General features: G+C 69.1%; 20 protein-coding genes and 1 tRNA gene. 11 read left to right on the forward strand and 10 right to left on the reverse strand.

The genetic code is table 11. From position 1 onward, the window contains the following. Window positions 1-15: 15 nt before the first annotated feature. Window positions 16-1,110 (reverse strand): helix-turn-helix domain-containing protein, encoded by a 1,095-nt coding sequence (locus tag ACFYZR_RS08680; protein WP_391906981.1) that lies wholly within the window; start codon window positions 1,108-1,110, stop codon window positions 16-18. Between the two features lie 197 nt (window positions 1,111-1,307). Here ACFYZR_RS08680 and ACFYZR_RS08685 point away from each other — a divergent pair, with 197 nt between their 5' ends. The 5 genes from ACFYZR_RS08685 to ACFYZR_RS08705 are packed head-to-tail and all read left to right on the forward strand — an operon-like array spanning window position 1,308 to window position 4,348. After that, window positions 1,308-1,742 carry a hypothetical protein gene (locus ACFYZR_RS08685; RefSeq protein WP_391906984.1) on the forward strand — a complete coding sequence of 145 codons (435 nt, stop codon included), beginning with the start codon at window positions 1,308-1,310 and terminating at the stop codon, window positions 1,740-1,742. Continuing rightward, entirely contained in the window at window positions 1,739-2,155 is a 417-nt protein-coding gene (locus tag ACFYZR_RS08690) for an ATP-binding protein (RefSeq protein ID WP_391906987.1), read from the forward strand. Before ACFYZR_RS08685 ends, ACFYZR_RS08690 begins: the two co-directional genes overlap by 4 nt. Continuing rightward, window positions 2,149-2,631 (forward strand): hypothetical protein, encoded by a 483-nt coding sequence (locus ACFYZR_RS08695; RefSeq protein WP_391906989.1) that lies wholly within the window; start codon window positions 2,149-2,151, stop codon window positions 2,629-2,631. The genes ACFYZR_RS08690 and ACFYZR_RS08695 overlap by 7 nt, the downstream gene beginning before the upstream one ends. 47 nt (window positions 2,632-2,678) lie before the next feature. Continuing rightward, window positions 2,679-3,800, forward strand: a complete 1,122-nt coding sequence (locus ACFYZR_RS08700; protein WP_391906992.1) for an adenosylhomocysteinase — start codon at window positions 2,679-2,681, stop codon at window positions 3,798-3,800. Then, complete coding sequence (locus ACFYZR_RS08705) at window positions 3,797-4,348, forward strand: NUDIX hydrolase (protein ID WP_391906995.1); 552 nt, start codon at window positions 3,797-3,799, stop codon at window positions 4,346-4,348. Before ACFYZR_RS08700 ends, ACFYZR_RS08705 begins: the two co-directional genes overlap by 4 nt. A 250-nt stretch (window positions 4,349-4,598) precedes the next feature. Here ACFYZR_RS08705 and ACFYZR_RS08710 read toward each other — a convergent pair whose 3' ends face one another. Continuing rightward, window positions 4,599-5,879 carry a DUF3631 domain-containing protein gene (locus ACFYZR_RS08710; RefSeq protein WP_391907329.1) on the reverse strand — a complete coding sequence of 427 codons (1,281 nt, stop codon included), beginning with the start codon at window positions 5,877-5,879 and terminating at the stop codon, window positions 4,599-4,601. Window positions 5,880-6,569: 690 nt separating this feature from the next. On the opposite strand from ACFYZR_RS08710, the gene ACFYZR_RS08715 reads away from it, so the two are divergent. From ACFYZR_RS08715 to ACFYZR_RS08725, 3 genes are all read left to right on the forward strand, one after another. Further along, window positions 6,570-6,821 carry a helix-turn-helix domain-containing protein gene (locus ACFYZR_RS08715; RefSeq protein ID WP_391906998.1) on the forward strand — a complete coding sequence of 84 codons (252 nt, stop codon included), beginning with the start codon at window positions 6,570-6,572 and terminating at the stop codon, window positions 6,819-6,821. A gap of 133 nt (window positions 6,822-6,954) precedes the next feature. Beyond that, the gene (locus tag ACFYZR_RS08720) at window positions 6,955-7,194 is read left to right on the forward strand and encodes an excisionase family DNA-binding protein (protein ID WP_360913194.1); all 240 of its coding nucleotides are present in this window, start codon (window positions 6,955-6,957) and stop codon (window positions 7,192-7,194) included. Then, window positions 7,194-8,345 (forward strand): tyrosine-type recombinase/integrase, encoded by a 1,152-nt coding sequence (locus ACFYZR_RS08725; protein ID WP_391907002.1) that lies wholly within the window; start codon window positions 7,194-7,196, stop codon window positions 8,343-8,345. Before ACFYZR_RS08720 ends, ACFYZR_RS08725 begins: the two co-directional genes overlap by 1 nt. 147 nt (window positions 8,346-8,492) lie before the next feature. Here the strand turns inward: ACFYZR_RS08725 and ACFYZR_RS08730 are convergent, their stop codons facing one another. Genes ACFYZR_RS08730 through ACFYZR_RS08740 form a run of 3 tightly spaced genes read right to left on the reverse strand, consistent with a single transcriptional unit; the run spans window position 8,493 to window position 10,400 of the window. After that, a complete protein-coding gene (locus ACFYZR_RS08730) occupies window positions 8,493-8,912 on the reverse strand; it encodes an arsenate reductase ArsC (protein WP_391907005.1) in 420 nt (139 codons plus the stop codon). Beyond that, the gene (gene arsB, locus ACFYZR_RS08735; protein ID WP_391907332.1) at window positions 8,905-10,011 is read right to left on the reverse strand and encodes an ACR3 family arsenite efflux transporter; all 1,107 of its coding nucleotides are present in this window, start codon (window positions 10,009-10,011) and stop codon (window positions 8,905-8,907) included. The genes ACFYZR_RS08730 and arsB overlap by 8 nt, the downstream gene beginning before the upstream one ends. Beyond that, window positions 10,005-10,400, reverse strand: a complete 396-nt coding sequence (locus ACFYZR_RS08740) for a metalloregulator ArsR/SmtB family transcription factor (protein ID WP_358216124.1) — start codon at window positions 10,398-10,400, stop codon at window positions 10,005-10,007. The genes arsB and ACFYZR_RS08740 overlap by 7 nt, the downstream gene beginning before the upstream one ends. 80 nt (window positions 10,401-10,480) lie before the next feature. Between ACFYZR_RS08740 and ACFYZR_RS08745 the strand changes: the two genes are divergently transcribed. Next, window positions 10,481-10,966 (forward strand): ArsI/CadI family heavy metal resistance metalloenzyme, encoded by a 486-nt coding sequence (locus tag ACFYZR_RS08745; protein ID WP_391907008.1) that lies wholly within the window; start codon window positions 10,481-10,483, stop codon window positions 10,964-10,966. Window positions 10,967-11,248: 282 nt separating this feature from the next. Here ACFYZR_RS08745 and ACFYZR_RS08750 read toward each other — a convergent pair. Further along, window positions 11,249-11,319 (reverse strand) — tRNA-Gly (locus ACFYZR_RS08750). A gap of 515 nt (window positions 11,320-11,834) precedes the next feature. Here ACFYZR_RS08750 and dcd point away from each other — a divergent pair. Beyond that, complete coding sequence (gene dcd / locus ACFYZR_RS08755; protein WP_229358732.1) at window positions 11,835-12,410, forward strand: dCTP deaminase; 576 nt, start codon at window positions 11,835-11,837, stop codon at window positions 12,408-12,410. A 43-nt stretch (window positions 12,411-12,453) separates the two neighbouring features. Continuing rightward, window positions 12,454-12,951 carry a phosphoribosyltransferase gene (locus tag ACFYZR_RS08760; RefSeq protein WP_087927366.1) on the forward strand — a complete coding sequence of 166 codons (498 nt, stop codon included), beginning with the start codon at window positions 12,454-12,456 and terminating at the stop codon, window positions 12,949-12,951. Between the two features lie 156 nt (window positions 12,952-13,107). Here ACFYZR_RS08760 and ACFYZR_RS08765 read toward each other — a convergent pair whose 3' ends face one another. The 4 genes from ACFYZR_RS08765 to ACFYZR_RS08780 form a co-directional block, all read right to left on the reverse strand. Then, the gene (locus ACFYZR_RS08765; protein ID WP_391907013.1) at window positions 13,108-14,037 is read right to left on the reverse strand and encodes a Yip1 family protein; all 930 of its coding nucleotides are present in this window, start codon (window positions 14,035-14,037) and stop codon (window positions 13,108-13,110) included. 149 nt (window positions 14,038-14,186) lie between these two features. Then, window positions 14,187-14,711, reverse strand: coding sequence for a MarR family winged helix-turn-helix transcriptional regulator (locus ACFYZR_RS08770; RefSeq protein WP_391907016.1), 525 nt, complete (start codon window positions 14,709-14,711; stop codon window positions 14,187-14,189). A gap of 50 nt (window positions 14,712-14,761) precedes the next feature. After that, a complete protein-coding gene (locus ACFYZR_RS08775; RefSeq protein ID WP_391907019.1) occupies window positions 14,762-15,328 on the reverse strand; it encodes a Uma2 family endonuclease in 567 nt (188 codons plus the stop codon). 120 nt (window positions 15,329-15,448) lie between these two features. Then, complete coding sequence (locus tag ACFYZR_RS08780) at window positions 15,449-17,722, reverse strand: (Fe-S)-binding protein (RefSeq protein ID WP_391907022.1); 2,274 nt, start codon at window positions 17,720-17,722, stop codon at window positions 15,449-15,451. Window positions 17,723-17,812 lie beyond the last annotated feature (90 nt).

Consider the following 17,812-nt stretch of genomic DNA (forward strand, 5'->3'; position numbering starts at 1 on the left):
GGCGTCTCTCCCTGGTCACCGCCGCCTGGGACTGATCGCCCCGGCGGTCGTCCGGATGCTCTCGATGCTGGCCAGCTGATGGCTCATGCCGTACTGAGCGGCCAGCCTCGCGGCCTGATCGAGGGCCGTCAGGCCATCATCCCGGGTGGCAAGGTCGGACAGCAGGATGTGTCCGTGAGCGGTGTCCAGACGCACGCGCTGCATCGGCGAGTCGGTCACTCCCGTTCTGCGGGCGATGCCAATGAAGTGCAGGGCTTTACCCAGGTCGCCGACGCCCCGGTGGGCGAGGGCGAGTTTCTGGTGGGCGACGGACCAGTCGTCCGGCTCGCCGAGGTCTTCGAAGTCGTGGGTCGCGGCGAGCATGACGCGGGCCGCGTAGTCGTGCTCGCCTTCCTTGCTCAGCGCGGTCCCGACCCACAGGCGGGCCCTGGCGCGGTCGCGGCGGGCGAGCCGGTCGTCGACGGCCAGGTGTTCGTAGGTGCGGGCGGCGGTGTCCAGGCGGCCGGACATCTCGGCGACTACGGCCAGGGAGAGGTCGAGCTGGGCGACGCGGCGGGGGATATCGAGTTGGGCGAAGAGCGATCGCGCTCCGGCATACGCGTGCTGGGCCGACAGCGGCCCCACCACTGCCCCCTGGTCGCGCTTGAGGTCACCCATGAGGGCTGTGGAGCGGGCGAGGAGATACAGGCCCTTGTCGTCCAGCTCTGGCGGTCGGAAGCGGTTCAACCAGCGGCCTAGCAGGTTGTCGGCGAAGGTGAAGTTCTGGCGGCTCAAGGCGACCACGACCCGGTCCAGGTCGTCGGTCCACGATTCGTACTCCCAGGCCCTGGGGCCTGCCGAGGTGACGCGGCGGGTCGTCGCGGGCGGCCCGCCGGCCTCGGAGAGGAACGTCTCGAACCGTAAGTGCACTGATGCGTCCGCGCGGACGAGAGCTGTGTCCAGGATCGCTTGGGTATCGGGGCGGGGCTCGGTCGCGGACAGGTGCTTGTCCCAGTTGGAGACGGTCCGGACGGCGACGCCGAGGTGCTGGGCGAACGCACGGACGCTCATCCGCAGGGCGAGCCGCAGGGCACGGGCTTCCAGGCCGGTCCAGTGATGCACGGTCGCCACGCGTCGCTCCCTTCCGAGAGCTCATGCAAGCACGGAACACGCATGCGGGGAGACGGAAGTGCAACGCAAGTGCAACACCGCGTCATTTCGTCGCCGCACGAGCAGGAGGACGCTTCAACACGCAGGTCACAGCCCCTTCTTCGCCCTGGGGTGGCCTTCCTGTTTCATCCCCCTTGATCCTTTGGACGGTCCCCTTCATGGAACCCCTCACCGAGCACCGTCGCGTCAGCGGCCCGGTCGTCTATGGCTTCCTGCGGCTGGTCAACGTCTCCACGGCCCGCGAGGCGGCCTTGAAGCGGTCGCTGGCCGAGTACTGCCGCCAGCACGAGCTCTCGCTGTCCGGCGTGTTCACCGAACGCGTCATCAAGGTCAACTCGGCTGCCTTCACCGGCCTGATGGACACGCTGGACGTGCCCGGCACTTACGGCGTCGTGCTGCCCTCCGCCTCCCACCTGGGCCCCAGGGCCATAGCCGCAGCGCGAGGCAAGCGCATCACGGCGACCGGGGCCCGGCTGCTGCTGGTCCGCAAGGAGCTTCCGGGCCCGGCCCGCCGTCGGCGCCCCGGCCACGGCGGCCCTCAGGCCCGCCGACGCGGCCACGGATCCGCGCCGGTACTGGAGGCAGAGTCATGAACCTCTCCATGACCCCGTCCGACCAGCGATTCTTCGCCTCGTCGCCAGCTTCGGTCGGACTGGCCCGCGATTTCGCCGACAAGACCCTCCTGGTCTGGGGCCTGGACGCCCTCGCCGACGACGTCCGGCTCTGTGCCTCGGAGCTGGCGACCAACGCGGTCGTCCACGCCAACCACGGCAGCTTCCTGGTCCGGCTGGCCATCGACGGCCACTACCTCCACTTGGAGGTCCACGACGAGCACCCCCGCTGGCCCGAAGTCCGCCTTCCCGCCCACGACGTCACCTCCGGCCGTGGGCTGCACCTGGTCGCCGCCCTGTCGGTCGGCTGGGGCGTCGCCCCTCTCCACCCCTCCGGAAAGATCGTCTGGTCGCGGTTCCGCATCGCGCCCGCCGTGCAGGAGACGCCATGCTGACCCGCCCCCTCGCGCCCGCGCCGTCCACCGGACCTGGCCCGAGCTTGCTGTTCTCGCTGAGCACCTGGACGTGGTCCGGCCCTGGTCCGGACGGGCAGGACACCGCGCACATCCTGCTGGCCCACCCGCCCGGCCGCGCCAGCCACGACACCCCCGCCGCGATCGAGGCCCGCATGCGACACATCGCCGCCAGCCTCGGCCCCCTCGTCGGCGTCCACGAGGCCGTCGCCGAGCTCGATGGCTGCCTGCGCGTTATCGGCAGCCGGGTGCTGCTGAAGTTCGGCGGCTCCCGCTACGGACTTCGCCTGCCGACCCATCCCGGGTGGACCGACCTGATCACCCGCCGAGGCCAGGCCGTCCTCATCATCGGCCTGGACCCGCTGCCGCAGTCCGCGACCGCCGGCCGCCTCGACACCTACCTCGATGCCGGCCGCGCGGCCGACCGGCTCCTCTTCGGCCTCGCCTACACCCCCTGACCCAGCCGCCCATGCACGACCCCACACTCAACCGAGAGGGAACTGCCATGGAACCCTTCGAGCGCGCCAGGCTGGACGCCTACTTCACCAAGATCGCCACCCAGTTCGCCCCCACCGAGCAGGCCACCGCCTTCCTCGTCACGCACCTGCTGGCCGAGCGGCCCGCCTTCGTCCGCGCGGTCGCCGCGATGACCCGGCTACGGGCGGTGCTGCCCAAGCCGAAGTCCATCCGCCCCGCCGCCCAGCACGAGATCGAACAGACCACCCCCTGCGACACCCTCTCCCGCGAGCTGTTCACCAACCCCGAGACCGCCCTGGACTACCTCGAATCCCGGGCTGCCGGCGAGCCGGTGGTGCTGCTGGACGTCGGCGGCTACTTCGCCCCCGTCCTGGCCGAACTGCACAGCTGCTTCACCGGCCAGATCCTCGGCGTCATCGAGGACACCGAGAACGGCCACCGCCGGTACGCGGAGCTCGACAAACTGCCCTGCCCGGTCATCTCGGTCGCCCGCTCGCCGCTGAAGGACCCCGAGGACTTCCTGGTCGGCCAGTCCGTCGTCTTCTCCACCGAGGCCGTCCTGCGCGACCGAGGCGACATCCTCCACGGCCGCCCCGCCCTCGTGATCGGCTTCGGCAAGCTCGGCTCCTCCATCGCCCGGCTCCTGCATGCCAAAGGCGTCCAGGTCACCGTCTGCGACATCGACCCCGTCCGCCGCACCCAGGCCCTCTCCCAAGGCTTTGCCGTCGCCCGCGACCGCGAAGCCACCCTCGCCTCGGCCGGCCTGGTGCTCTGCGCGACCGGCGCCCGCTCACTCAAGGGCGAGGACTTCCCCCACCTGCGCAACGGCGCCTACGTCGCCACTGTCACCTCGAAGGAGGACGAGCTGGAGCTGGACGCGCTGCCCAACGTCTACACCCGCACGATGGTCGGCGAGCACATCACCCGCTACCAGACCACCGGCCACTACTTCTATCTCGCCAACGGCGGCAACGCCGTCAACTTCCTGCACGGCGCGAGCGTCGGACCTTTCATCTTCCTGGTCCAGGCCGAGATCCTGGCCGCGATCAGGATGCTCACCCGCGCCGACCTGGCCCCCGGCCTTCACGAGGTCAGCGCGGACGACCGAGCCGCGATCGCGGCGACCTGGCTCTCCTACTTCAACAGGTGATCGACTTGGCCATCACGGCAGAAAACATCCGCACAATCATCCACGGCTACCTCGACGAGCACCCCGACGAGAAGCAGGCCCTCGCCCCTCTCCTCGGTCTCCTGGACGAAGGAGCCGACCTGGCCAGCCGCAAGGAATTCCGCGGCCACGCCACCGCCGGCGCCATCCTCGCCCGCCCGGACGGCCGCATCCTGCACATCCACCACCTCGCCCTGGACAAGTGGCTGCTGCCCGGCGGGCACCTGGAAGCCCAGGACGACACCCTCCTCGACGCGGCCCTGCGCGAGCTCACCGAGGAGACCGGCATCCCCGCCGATGCCGTCACCGCCGTGGCGGACCGGCCCGTCCACATCGACGTTCACGCGATCCCGGCAAACGACGCCAAGGGCGAGCCTGACCACCAGCACATCGACTTCAGGTTCCTCTTCCGCACAACCGCCGACGTTCACCAGCTCCAGACCGAAGAGGTCACGGACGCTGCGTGGAGGGAGCCGGAGACCATCACCGACGAGCGTCTGCGCCGACAGGTCTCTGCAGTCCTCCGCTGATCACCAGCCTCCGCCACCCCTGGGGCGGAGGCAGCTCGGCCTCGGCCGGACCGCAAGAGCAATGCTCTTGCGATAACTTGCTCCCCGGTCGGGGCGAGGCGGGGCGTGGTGCGGTCGCACTCGTCCCACCGGTTGCATGCCTGGTCAGAGCAGGTACGGGTGAGAGCGCAGGTACGGGTCGACTCGTTGCGCGCAAGAGACCCGTCCCCGCGCTGACCTGCGCGGGGACGGCTGGGACCAGTGGTACGGGTCAGGCGCCCGAGGAGTCCGCCGGAGTCGGAGCGGTGCAGTAGCGCTCCCACGCGTCCAGGAACTTGTTGCGGGCGAAGCCCTTGGCCTGGCTGCCTTCGGGGAAGCGGATGTTGGCCGAGCGGATGCCATAGTCCTGGAGCAGGATGCCGAGCAGGCGCGGGGTGAGGCCGTTGGTGCCGTACTCGGCCCAGGGGGCTTCGGGGTCTTCGCGCAGGATGCTGATCAGGCGGGCGGTGGGCAGCGCGTCGGGGTTGCCGCAGGAGATGAAGGCGGCACGGATGTCCGCCAGGATGCGGACCTTCAGCCCGGTGTCCTCCTCTTCCCCGGCCTCGTGGCCGACCATGGCGGTGCATGCGTTGCGGGCCAGGGCGGGCCAGCGTCCTCCAGCGAGGTCGGCGACGATGACGAGGGGCTCCCACGTATCGGCTGCCCGGTCCTCGACGGGCATCTCGGGCTCCAAGTGGGCAGCGGCTCGGCGCTGGGTCTTCAGCCAGGAGGCGATGCGGTCGCGCAGGGCGTGCAGTGCAGGCACGTCGCGGCTGGTGCGGAAGGCGGCAACCTTCTCGCCTGGAGCGCGGCGGCGCATACGGATGACGATGGAGCGGTCCATCACGGTGTCGGGCAGGTCGCCGATGCCGGCGATGGCGGCCATGGCGAAGGTGGGGAACTCGGTCGGTGTGTGGTCGGGGCCGGCGACGCGGAGGCTGGGGCGGTTGCGCTGGTGACCGGCGTTGAGCAGGCCGCGCAGTTCCTCGTTCTTCTCGGCGGCCTTGACGGTGCCGAAGATGGTGTCGGCCTCGTCGACCAGCAGGGTCGGCGGGTCGTCCTTGGAGATGGAGCGGAAGATCGCGGCCGGAGTCGAGTTCACAGTGATGACCGGCCTGTGCACGGTCTCCGTGACGACGTCCAGCAGGCGGGACTTGCCGCACCGTTTGACCGGGGCCACGACCGCGAGGCGCGGGGCGTGCTGGATGACGGCCTGGAGGTGGGTCGCGGCGATCCACAGCGTGACCGCGTCGAGGGCCTCGGGGCTGGGCAGCACGACGTACCGGGCAAGGGTCTCGCGCAGTTCGTTGAGCAGGCGCTCGCCTTCGCTGGGGACGGTCCCCGTCCGCTCCGTCGGTCCGGCCGGGGACCGGGGACCGGTCCCCTCGCGGTCCCCGGCCTCATCCCCAGCCCGGTTGGCATCGGTACCGGCCGTCGCGGCCGTGCCTGCGGGGACGGGTACGAGGGGACCGTCCGGTGCCGTGCGGTCCCCGGCTTCGGGACCGGTCCCCACACCGCTGACCAGCGGATTTCCGTCCTCCGTGCCGCCCTCACGCTCAGCCGGACCCCATGTCGTCCGCACCGGGGACCGGTCCCCTTTCGGCTCGGCCACCGGTATTCGGGGACCGGTCCCCCAGGCCTCCTCCAGCTGTTCCGGCGCGGATACGGACCGATCCGCGGTCACATCGCCCGCAAGGTCCGCCTCCGGACTGCGGCCCCGGCCAGGGATCGCGACCGGAGGCCAGGTGTATCCACCGGCTCCGTTGTCCGGGGCCGGGGACGTAAAGTTGGGCATAGACGTTCCTCACCCGGCGGCGCGGGCTGGCAGGCCCGCCGCCACCGTTTGTTCGTTCAGGCATGGGCGACTGGTAGGGACACACTGGCCCTCGGCGTTGGCGCGTCGGGGGCCGTTTCATTTCCCTGGTGTGGCCAACACAGCCACACCCAAACCGCGAAAGTCCAGCGTTTGCACGCAGCTTCGGTCTGCTGACCGAGAACGCTGCTCGGGCGGTTGTTCAAAACGGTAAAGGCGAATCGCCGGTTGACCAAAAAGCAGCTGGGCTGCACGTCAAGGCATGCGGCGCCTCCGCTGGTTCGCGCACCGGCCACCGTCTTCCGGCACCTACTGACACTTGTGCGGGGCGCTTTATAAACCACGATTCCCGGTTACCGAAAACGGCGAACGCGAGTTAAAACAGAACGCATGTCCCGACGCCCTTTGGAAATCGGTCCTGCCGGAGAGCGGACCGCGCTCGCCATCGAACGTGCCCGAGCGGCACGCGGCCTTGCCCAGCGGCAGCTGGCCGACCGTGTCACCGAGTTGGTCCGTCCGATGTCCAACACCATGCTGTCGCGCATCGAGCGCCGGAAACGCCGGTGCGACGTCGACGACCTCGTCGTCATCTCGGCCGCCCTCGGCGTCTCGCCGCTCGCGCTTCTTCACGGGACGCCGTAGCGCCCAGCGCCGTCTTCGCTGGCCTTCAGGTGCGCCAACACCGAAGGCCACGCCATCCCAACTCGCCCATGCCTGAACGATCAACACCGGTGCGACGGGCCTGCCAGCCCGCGTGCCAGATGAGGAACACCCCTTGCACCGACCTGCACTGCCCCCTGCCCCGTCCGACTGCCTACTGTCCGTGGCGGAAGCCGCCGAGCGCCTCGGCACGGGGGAACGTTTCATCAGGCGCCTGATCGCCGAGCGCCGCATCGCCTTCGTCAAGGTCGGACGCCACGTCCGCATCGCCGACAGCGTGCTCGCCGCGTACATCGAGGCCAACACGGTCGAGCCCGCGCGCCGCATACGCTCCCGCTACGGGAAGGCGGCCTGATGGCGGCGCGTCGGACACAGCGGCGCCGCGAGTTCGGCACCGTACGACAGCTGCCCTCCGGCCGCTGGCAGGCTCGCTACTGGGCGCCTGACGGCGCCCGCCGCAATGCCCCGGAGACGTTCGACACCAAGACTGACGCGCAGACCTGGCTCACCTTGACCCAGGCCGACATCGAGCGCAAAGACTGGACCGACCCTGACGCGGGCGCCGTGAACTTCGAGGTCTACGCCCTCAAGTGGGTCGAGGAGCGCGGCCTGGCCCCCACAACGGACGAGCTGTACCGCAGGCTCCTGCGGCTGTACATCCTGCCCGCCTTCGAGCGGCTCGACCTCGACGAGATCACGCCGCCCGGCGTCCGCACCTGGCGGGCCGAACGCCTGAAGGCCACTGGCGCCACGACGACCGCCAAGTCCTACCGCCTGCTGAAGGCCATCCTCCAGACGGCCGCCGACGACGAGCTGATCCGCCGCAACCCCTGCCGTATCAAGGGCGCCGGCATCGAGAAGCCGAAGGAACGGCCGACCGCGACGGTCGAGCAGGTCGATGCCCTCGCCGACGCCATGGGCCCGCGGTGGCGCCTGATGGTCTACTTCGGGGCCTACGGCCCGATGCGACCGGAGGAACAGGCGGCCCTACGGCGGCCCGACATCACGCTCGAACCCCTCGCCGCCCAGGTCACCGAAGCGGCGCCCGAGCTGTGTTCTGGCCGTCGCGTCGAGGGCGACACCAAGTCCGCGGCCGGCAAGCGCATGATCTACTTGCCCGCCTTCCTCTATATAGAGGTCAAGCGACACCTCGACTGGTTCGCGGAGAAGGGCCCGAACGGTCTGCTGTTCGTCGGCGAGAAGGGGGCACCCTTCCGCCGGTCCACCTTCGGCCGCAAGTGGAGGCGAGCGCGGGCACAGGTCGGCCTGCCGGACGGCTTCCGCTTCTACGACCTCCGTCACACCGGCCACACGCTGTCCACCCAGTCCGGAGCCACCCTCAAGGACACGATGGTCCGCGCCGGCCAGTCCTCGGAGAAGGCCGCGATGATCTACCAGCACTCCGACGACGAGCGACAGCAGGAGGTCGCGGAGGGCATCGACGCCAGGGTCCGCGTCGCGCGCCAGAAGGCGGCGGTCGAGCGCCCCGTCGTGCTGGAAGCCTGATGGCGGCAGGGGCGGGAACGCGACGACTGCGTTCCCGCCCCCTCGTGTGTCCGAGGCTGGTGGCCGTTCAGAGCGCGGTGGGGCTGCGGCGTTCGATGAGGATGACGTCGCGCCATTGGCCGTGGACCCGGACGGTGGTGGGTGCGGTCATGCGCCGGCCTTGACGCCGAGGTCGGTGAGGAGCTCGCGGACACGCCGCTCGATCTCGTCGCGGATCGGGCGTACCGCGTCGACGCCCTGCCCGGCGGGGTCATCCAGTTTCCAGTCCAGGTACCGCTTGCCGGGGAAGACTGGGCAGGCGTCGCCGCAGCCCATGGTGATGACGACGTCGGACGCCTGGACGGCGTCGGTGGTCAGCAGCTTCGGTGTCTGGGTGGCGATGTCGATGCCGACCTCCCGCATCGCCTCGACGACGGCCGGGTTGACCGTCTCGGCAGGGGCGGAGCCGGCGGAGCGGACCTCGACGCGGCCTGCGCCGAGGTGGGCGAGGAAGGCGGCGCCCATCTGGGAGCGGCCGGCGTTGTGGACGCACACGAAGAGGACCGAGGGCTTGAGGGACTCAGACACGGGCAGAACCTTCCGGGGCGGTGGCCGGCTGGCCGGTGGGGGACGGCGGGAAGTAGCGACGGGCGGCCAGGGCGACGTACACCAGGCCGATCAGGACGGGTACCTCGATCAGCGGGCCGACGACCCCGGCGAGGGCCTGGCCGGAGGAGGCGCCGAAGGTGGCGATGGCCACCGCGATGGCCAGCTCGAAGTTGTTGCCCGCAGCGGTGAACGCCAGGGTTGTGGCGCGCGGGTAGTCCAGGCCGGCCGCGCGGCCCAGTGCCATCGATCCGGTCCACATGGCGGCGAAGTAGACCAGCAGGGGCAGTGCGATCCGGGCGACGTGGAGCGGCTGGGAGGTGATGGCGTCGCCCTGGAGGGCGAAGAGCACGACGATGGTGAACAGCAGCCCGTACAGGGCGAACGGCCCGATGCGGGGGATCAGCTTCGTCTCGTACCAGGTGCGGCCCTTGGCCTTCTCGCCGAGGCGGCGGGTGAGGTAGCCGGCGGCGAGCGGGATGCCGAGGAAGATCAGCACCGAGCGGGCGATCTCCCACACGGACACGTCGAGCGCGGTGGTCTCCAGGCCGAGCCAGCCGGGCAGGACGGACAGGTAGAACCAGCCCAGTCCCGCGAAGGCGATCACCTGGAAGACGCTGTTGAGCGCGACCAGGACGGCGGCGGCCTCGCGGTCGCCGCAGGCGAGGTCGTTCCAGATGATGACCATGGCGATGCAGCGGGCCAGCCCGACGATGATCAGGCCGGTGCGGTACTCAGGCAGGTCCGGCAGGAACAGCCAGGCCAGGGCGAACATCACCGCAGGCCCCAGCACCCAGTTCAGCAGCAGCGACGGCACGAGGAGGCGTCGGTCGCGGGTGACCGTGTCGAGGCGGTCGTAGCGGACCTTGGCCAGCACCGGGTACATCATCACCAGCAGCCCCAGCGCGATCGGCAGCGAGACCCCGGTGACGGTCACCTTCGCCAGCGCATCCCCCAGACCGGGCACGAGACGGCCCAGGCCGAGGCCGACGCCCATCGCCAGGAGGATCCAGACGGCGAGGTAGCGGTCGAGGAAGGACAGCCGTCCCGCCACCGGGGCGGTGGTCGTGCGGGTCACGATGGGGCCTCGGCGGGCTCGGGCAGAGGCTGGCCGGCAGGGCGGGTGAGGATGCCGGCGAGGCGGTCGGTCATCTCCGGCAGCAGCCGGTAGTACACCCACGTACCCCGCCGCTCCGAGGCGATCAGCCCGGCCTCGCGCAGGAGCTTGAGGTGGTGGGAGATCGTCGGCTGCGACAGCTCGAACGCGGGCGTCAGGTCGCAGACGCACACCTCGCCACCCGCCCGGGAAGCAATCATCGACAGCAGCCGCAGCCGCACCGGGTCACCCAGTGCCTTGAAGACCCTCGCCAGCTCCACCGCCTGGTCCTCGGCGAGCGGTGCGGTCAGCAGGCCGGGGCAGCAGCCGTCGGGACCCTCTTGCCCGAGCACCACGAACTCTTGATTCGACATGCTTCTATGTTGACGTCTGTCGATTCAAGGCGCAAGCTTGCATCGAAGTCGATCGATACAGGCGGATCGAGGAGATCGTCATGTCCCGCGTCCAGCTCGCCCTCAACGTCGCCGACCTCGAAGCGTCGGTGGCCTTCTACTCCAAGCTGTTCGGTGTCGAGCCCGCCAAGCGTCGGCCCGGCTACGCGAACTTCGCCATCACGGAGCCCCCGCTCAAGCTCGTCCTCATCGAAGGAGAGTCCGGCCAGGACACCCGCCTCGACCATCTCGGCGTCGAGGTGGAGGCCGTCGACCAGGTCTCGGCCGCGACCGAGCGCTTGAAGGCGGCCGGGCTGGCCACCTTCGAAGGGAACGACACCTCCTGCTGTTACGCGCTCCAGGACAAGGTGTGGGTGACCGGCCCCGGCAAGGAGCCGTGGGAGGTGTACGTCGTCAAGGCCGACGCCGATGTCCTCGGCAAGCGTCCTGTCGGAGAGGTGGAGGATGCCTGCTGCATCGGTGATCAGCCCTCCGGCGACGAGCAGGCGTCGGCGTCGGCTGTCGTCGGCTGCCGGTGTGGTGCCTGACCTGGAAAGGGTGGTGTGGGCGCGGCGAAGGGGCCCTGTCGTGTCGTCAACTGGGCTTCGGGAAGGCAAATTTGCATGTCAGGCCCTCGCGAGTGACGCGGGTCACGTAAAGAGTGTCTCGGTATTCGAGGCGCCACTTGGGGGGAGCGTTCTTGGTCGGGTCCTGAGCGGCCCTCCCGGGAGGGCATTCCTCGGAGTTGGGGCACGCGGAGGGCGCGGCAGCCCTCAAGAGGTCTAGACAACAACAAACCCCCAGGTCGCTGACCTGGGGGTTTGCAGAAGAGCGGGCGACGAGAATCGAACTCGCGCTCTGAGCTTGGGAAGCTCATGTTCTACCATTAAACTACGCCCGCGCGAAGGCCCCTCAGGGCCTCGCATCGTCGCACACTCTACCCCATCGAAGGCCCCCGGCGCACTCGCCGTGGTGGCCTTCTCGTCGTGTGAGGGCGCTGTGGCGGCGATGGGGACGTGGGCGTGGCGAGCGGGAGTTGGGGCGTACCGTGGGGGGTCGGCAAACCGTGAGGGGCTGTCGGGGTGCCGCGCTCCGGCCGGTCCGGATCATCCCCTAATGTGGCTTTTGTCGGTCATGTACTTGGGGAAAGGGAGCTCTATGGAGCGCACCGTCGTTCGTTGTGCCGAGGGGCACGTGTTCAGCACCGCTTCGTTCCCGATGCAGAATCTCGGCCCCTCCCGGATCGGCCCCGGACGGCTGCTGCGCTGCCCCCGCTGTGCGCGGCTGCGGCACTCCGTCCCCGTTGCGTCCGAGAAGAACCGATGACGAAGAGCTGACGACCGGCGCGACCCCGGCCCCGTCCGGGGCCGGGGTCGCGTTGTCAGGTTGTCCGGCTTCTTTGCGTATCCTCGAGACGTGCTTCTCTCAGACAAGGACATCCGGGCCGAGATCGACGCCGGCCGTGTGCGGATCGACCCGTTCGACGAATCGATGGTGCAGCCGTCGAGCATCGATGTGCGGCTTGACCGCTACTTCCGGGTGTTCGAGAACCACCGGTACCCGCACATCGACCCCGCGGTCGAGCAGGCGGACCTCACGCGTGAGGTGGTGCCGGAGGGCGACGAGGCGTTCATCCTGCATCCGGGCGAGTTCGTGCTGGCCTCGACGTACGAGGTGATCACGCTTCCCGGTGACATCGCCTCGCGGCTGGAGGGCAAGTCCAGCCTCGGCCGTCTCGGTCTGCTGACGCACTCGACGGCCGGCTTCATCGACCCGGGCTTCTCCGGTCACGTGACGCTGGAGCTGTCGAACATGGCCACGCTCCCGATCAAGCTGTGGCCTGGGATGAAGATCGGCCAGCTGTGCATGTTCCGGCTGACGTCACCCGTCGAGCATCCTTACGGGTCCGCGAAGCACGGTTCCCGCTACCAGGGACAGCGTGGGCCCACGCCCTCGCGGTCCTTCCAGAATTTCCACCGCACGCAGGTCTGACCGTCCGGCGACGACGGTCCAGGGAACAGGGCGAAGAGCAACAGTGAGTGAGATCCGCGAGAACCTGACCTACCCGATCTTCGGGCAGGCCATCCGTGAGCTGGCACAGACCATCGCGGACGACGGCTACGAGCCGGACATCATCCTGTCCATCGCCCGTGGTGGCGTCTTTGTCGCGGGCGGTCTGGCCTACGCGCTGGACTGCAAGAACATCCACCTGGTGAACGTCGAGTTCTACACCGGTGTGGGCACCACCCTCGAGATGCCGGTGATGCTGTCCCCCGTCCCGAACGCGATCGACTTCTCCAACAAGAAGGTCCTCATCGCCGACGACGTCGCGGACACCGGCAAGACGCTCAAGCTCGTCCACGACTTCTGCCTGGAGCACGTCGCCGAGGTCCGCAGCGCCGTGATCTACGAGAAGAGCCACTCGCTCGTGAAGTGCGAGTACGTCTGGAAGAAGACGGACGAGTGGATCAACTTCCCGTGGTCGGTCGAGCCGCCGGTGGTGCGACGCGAGGGCCAGGTCCTCGACGCGTAAGCCTGTGAGCATGTGAAAGGGCCCGTCCGGGAGGACGGGCCCTTTCACATGCGGTACCGCGCCCCGAAGGGGCGCGGGGCAGTGTCGATATGCGGCTGCCGCCGCGTGGGCGCGACCAGCCACTGCCGGCCCGCAGCCAAAACGACCGGCGGAACGCTAAAGCGTACCGAGCTTGATCAGCGACAGCAGCGCCACGAGCTGGATCGCGGACGCGCCGAGCGCCCGGGGCCACGGCAGATCGTGCGACTTGCTCACCATCGACGTCAGCAGCGCGCCGCCCGCCAGCCAGGTGGCCCAGCCCAGCACCTGGACGAGGGTGCTGTCGCCGCCCAGGAACATCGCGAAGAGCAGCCGGGGCGCGTCCGTGATCGACATGATCAGCATCGACAGGCCGACGGTCGGCTGCCATATGCCGTCGCCGCCGAGCTGCCGGGCGAGCGTGTGGGTGACCGCGCCGAGGATCAGCCCGGCGACCACCATGATCACGCCGGTGATCAGCACGGCGGGCAGCACATCGGCGAACGAGGCGCGCAGCACGTCCGCACGGGCCTTCTCGAAGCCGAAGACGGCGAGCAGGCCGTAGATGAAGGTGACGATCAGGGCCGGGGCCCACACCTGGTGGTCCCGTATCTGCCAGAAGGTGGCCGACGGGCGCAGCACGATGCCGGTCAGCAGGTCCTTCCAGTGCAGCCGGGGGCCGGGCGGCGGCGGGGGCGGGCCGGCGGGCCCGTTGCCGTAGTCGCCGTACGCGTCCGGTGCCTCGCCGACGCTGAACTGCTGGGTGCGGCCGGCGTCCTGCCCGTAATACGGGTCCTGGGGGTAGCCCTGCGGGGCCTGCGGCTGCTGGTACTGCTGGTACGGCTGCTGCTGTGGCTGGCCGCCCTCGCCGAAGTACTCCGGCTCGTCGTAGCCGCCCTGCCCCTGGCCCTGGCCTTGGGCCTGGCTGTGCCACTGCCCCTGCCGCTGGTCCCCGTAGCCGCCGCCGGGTGCGCCGGAGTGTCCGGGCGCGCCCTGGCCGCCGCCGTACGGAGCCTGCTGTCCTTGCCACGCGGGCCCGGGGCCCTGGGCGTCCCGTCCTCGTCCCATCCTGAATCCAGCCACGCCTTCGAACGTACCCGCTCCGGAGAGCTCCCGTAGCCGCCCAAGGGTGAACGGACCGGGCTTTGCGGCCGAGCTGTGACATCCCCTAGGGGAAACCTCCGGGTTACGGGCCCGTCCGGTCAGCGGAGTTCCGTTCAGCGGAGTTCCGTGGCCCGCTTGGGCACCCAGCGCTCGGGGGAGAGCAGTTCGTCGGCGCCGACGTTCTTGATCATGCGGCGCATGACGGTCAGCGCGGCGGCGTACTCCTCGTCCGTGATCCCGGCGTGGATCTCCGCGCGCACCTTCTTCACGACCTCGAAGATACGGTCCTTGGCCTCGCGGCCGGTCTCGGTGACGACGTACAGGCCGTCCTCGCCGGCGGCCACCCAGCCGCGGGTGACCAGCGAGTCCAGGGCCTGGTCGATCTCCTCCGGCCGGTGGTCGAGGTTGGCGGTGAGCGCCTCGCGGAGCTCCTCCCGGCTCAGCCCGCCCTCGACGGCGATGGTGCGGTTGAGCACCCACCACTGCGGCTGCGTGACGTCCTGCGTGGCCAGGGCGCCGCGGATGTGCCGGATGACGGCCTTGTGGGTGGCGTAGCTCCAGTAGCCGATGGGCTGCCCGGCGAGGTTGCCGTCGTCGGAGCGGGGGGTGGTGAGCTGCGTGTTCTGCGTCGTCGTCATGTCTACGACGGTAGGACCTCAAGCATGGTTGAGATCAAGAGTGTTGGTGGTCACGAGGGGTACGTGCGGAACTCGGAGGAGTCGATGGTCCAGGGTCCGACAGTGACCTTGTCGCCGAAGACGTAGTCGTGGCGGGCGCGGTAGCAGGGCTGACCGTCAGATCCGGGGCCGGGATCGGACATCACCGCCACCGTCCCCTTACGGGGGTCGATCAGTAGGTACAGCGGGATGCCCATAGCCGGGTACTCGTCCATCTTGTCCGTGTAGTCGGTGCTGTGATTGGACGGTGAGACGATCTCCGACACCATGGCCAGGTCGTGCGGATCGAATGGCGCCATGGTCTCCTCGGCGAAGACCTCTTCTGGTACGACGATCAGGTCCGGGCGGCGGAGCTTACCGAGCGACACGTCCTCGATTTCGCCCCCGGAATGGGCCACCAGCCCATTGTCGAGCTGCGGGTCCAGCTGACGGCGCAGGCGCATCGCGATGAGTTCGTGCGGCCTGGACGGCGACATCATCATGATGATTCCGTCGTGGGTGATCTCGACGCCCCTGATCGGGTCCGGAGCGTGCTTCATCAGCTCCTCGGCGATGGCGCGCATACGGGCGTAGTCCATGGCGTGACTCCTGGGTGCGAGCTACGAGCGCGTACGACTTCATCGTCCCACGCCCCTACGACAACGGCCGGGCCCCGCGAACAGTCGCGGGGCCCGGCCGTGCGTACGCTTCGGCAGCGGTTACTTCACCGGCTCCGGGTCCGGCTCCGGCGCGTCCGCCTTCTCGCCGTCGCCCTCCGGCGCGGCCGGGGTCTTGACGGACTCCAGCAGCAGCTGGGCCACGTCGACGACCTGGATGGACTCCTTGGCCTTGCCGTCGTTCTTCTTGCCGTTGACCGAGTCGGTCAGCATGACGAGGCAGAACGGGCAGGCCGTGGAGACGATGTCCGGGTTGAGGGACAGCGCCTCGTCCACGCGCTCGTTGTTGATGCGCTTGCCGATGCGCTCCTCCATCCACATGCGCGCGCCGCCGGCGCCGCAGCAGAAGCCGCGCTCCTTGTGACGGTGCATCTCCTCGTTGCGCAGGCCCGGCACCTTGGCGATGATCTCGCGCGGCGGGGTGTAGACCTTGTTGTGGCGGCCCAGGTAGCAGGGGTCGTGATAGGTGATCAGACCCTCGACCGGGGTGACGGGGATCAGCCTGCCCTCGTCGATGAGGTGCTGGAGCAGCTGCGTGTGGTGGATGACCTCGTACTCGCCGCCCAGCTGCGGGTACTCGTTCGCGATGGTGTTGAAGCAGTGGGGGCAGGTCGCGACGATCTTCTTCTTGGACTTCGGCTTCTTCGTGGCCTCGTCCTCGGAATCCTCGCCGAACGCCATGTTGAGCATCTCGACGTTCTGCTGGCCGAGCTGCTGGAAGAGGAACTCGTTGCCCAGGCGGCGGGCCGAGTCACCCGTGCAGTTCTCGTCGCCGCCCATGATGGCGAACTTCACGTCCGCCATGTGCAGCAGCTCCGCGAAGGCCTTGGTGGTCTTCTTGGCACGGTCCTCCAGGGCGCCGGCGCAGCCGACCCAGTAGAGGTAGTCGACCTCGGTGAGGTCCTCGATGTCCTTGCCGACGACCGGGACCTCGAAGTCGACCTCCTTGGTCCACTGGAGCCGCTGCTTCTTGGCCAGGCCCCAGGGGTTGCCCTTCTTCTCCAGGTTCTTGAGCATCGTGCCCGCCTCGGACGGGAAGGAGCTCTCGATCATCACCTGGTAGCGGCGCATGTCGACGATGTGGTCGACGTGCTCGATGTCCACCGGGCACTGCTCGACGCACGCGCCGCACGTGGTGCAGGACCACAGCACGTCCGGGTCGATGACGCCGTTCTCCGCCAGCGTGCCGATCAGCGGGCGCTCGGCCTCGGCCAGGGCGGCCGCCGGGACGTCCTTCAGCTGCTCCTCGGTGCCCTTCTCCTCGCCCTCGGCGTCCTTGCCGCCGCCCGCGAGCAGGTACGGCGCCTTGGCGTGCGCGTGGTCGCGCAGCGCCATGATCAGGAGCTTGGGGGAGAGCGGCTTGCCGGTGTTCCAGGCGGGGCACTGCGACTGGCAGCGGCCGCACTCGGTGCAGGTGGAGAAGTCGAGGATGCCCTTCCAGGAGAACTCCTCGACCTTCGAGACGCCGAAGACGGCGTCCTCCGCCGGGTCCTCGAAGTCGATGGGCTCGCCGCGGCTGGTCATCGGCTGGAGCGCGCCCAGCGCCACGTCGCCGGACGCCTCGCGCTTGAACCAGATGTTGGGGAAGGCCAGGAAGCGGTGCCAGGCCACACCCATGTCCGTCTTCAGCGCGACCGTGATCATCCAGATGAAGGACGTCGCGATCTTCAGCCCGGCGAAGAAGTAGGTGAGGTTCTGGAGGGTGGAGACGTCCATTCCCTCCAGCCACGAGACGACCGGGTACGAGATGAAGAACGACGCCTCGTAGCCGTCCACATGGTGCTGGGCGCCCTCAAGGGCGTGCAGCATGAAGATGCAGACGCCGACGATGAGGATGACGGACTCGACGAAGTACGCCTGGCCGGTGTTGGAGCCGGCGAAACGGGACTTGCGGCCCGCGCCGCCCGGCCGGTTCAGCTGCCGGATGACGATGAGCGTCAGGATGCCGAGCGCGGTCATCGTGCCGAGGAACTCGACGAAGACGTTGTACGGCGCCCAGTCCCCGATGACCGGCAGGATCCAGTCGGCCTTGAAGAGCTGGCCGATGGCGTTGACGATCGTCAGCAGCAGCGAGAAGAAGCCCACCGCCACGAACCAGTGCGCGACGCCGACGACGCCCCACTTGTTCATCCGGGTGTGGCCGAGGAACTCCTTGGCCACCGTGACCGTGCGCTGTGCCGGTTCGTCGGTACGGGCGCCCGCCGGTACGGGCTGGCCGAGCCGTACGAAGCGGTAGATCTGGAGGAGGGCACGGCCGAACAGCGCGACGCCGACCGCGATGAGGACCAGCGACACGATGATCGCGGCGAGTTGCATGGGAGGGCTCCTCCGGGTGGGAGAGCGGGATTACTAATCGGTAACTTATCCAGTCCGTTCGAGACTACTCACTCTCCCGCGCGCGATATA

Origin of the sequence: Streptomyces sp. NPDC001678, assembly GCF_042892945.1 — a bacterium.
Lineage (GTDB): Bacteria > Actinomycetota > Actinomycetes > Streptomycetales > Streptomycetaceae > Streptomyces.